At 49.8% G+C, this 630-nt stretch carries 1 protein-coding gene; it reads right to left on the bottom strand.

The window, feature by feature from the left end; genetic code table 11:
* On the bottom strand, positions 1-437 hold a 437-nt coding region (locus AC1D0P_RS26920; RefSeq protein WP_477679529.1), incomplete at its 3' end, for a hypothetical protein.
* Positions 438-630 lie beyond the last annotated feature (193 nt).

The raw sequence follows: 630 nt of genomic DNA, 5'->3' as shown, positions 1-630 counted from the left end.
GGGTTGTAGAGCAAATAATGCACCGGAATATTCCGCGTTCTTTCAAACTCGGCAATTGCACTGGTCTGGTGATCCCCAGCCTGCAGAGACTTATATCTGGATGACTGTGAAAAACGAAATGTAGTTGGACTGGATAGCGCAACCGTGATCTCATCGGAAGGCAAAAGCCTACCGAATCCTATGTGATAGTCGTCAATGGTATCGGGCGTTACCGTGCCACCGCTGGACGGGAAGAGACGCTTAGACTGCAGAAGAGCGACTTTCTTTGCACATACACGACCACCGATTCGAACAAAGACGAGGAGACCAATATCTGCAACTTCCCATGAGTGAAAGTGTCGTCGACCTCCCAAAAAATGGGTATCGATGCGAACAGTCCAGTTCGGGRCCACCAATGAGGGCGACGAAAAAGCCGCAAGTCGATCGATCAGCGCCATATCCAGGGCGGTTTCGTGAACATTTGGTACTCGTGCAATTCGAAGACTCAACTCTTTATCGCATGTGCGAAAGACCCTGCGAACATATGCGACGACCTCTTGAGGTAGTGGTGGGATCACGTTTTTCCGCACTCTGAAGTTGGAAGCAAAGAGCGCCTTGCAACTTGGTTATGCCTCATGTGAAGAATGCTTT

It is taken from the genome of Polaromonas sp. P1_G2 (genome assembly GCF_056405515.1).
Note: the sequence above shows the minus strand (reverse complement) of the source record. Positions and strands in the feature narration are given on the sequence as shown.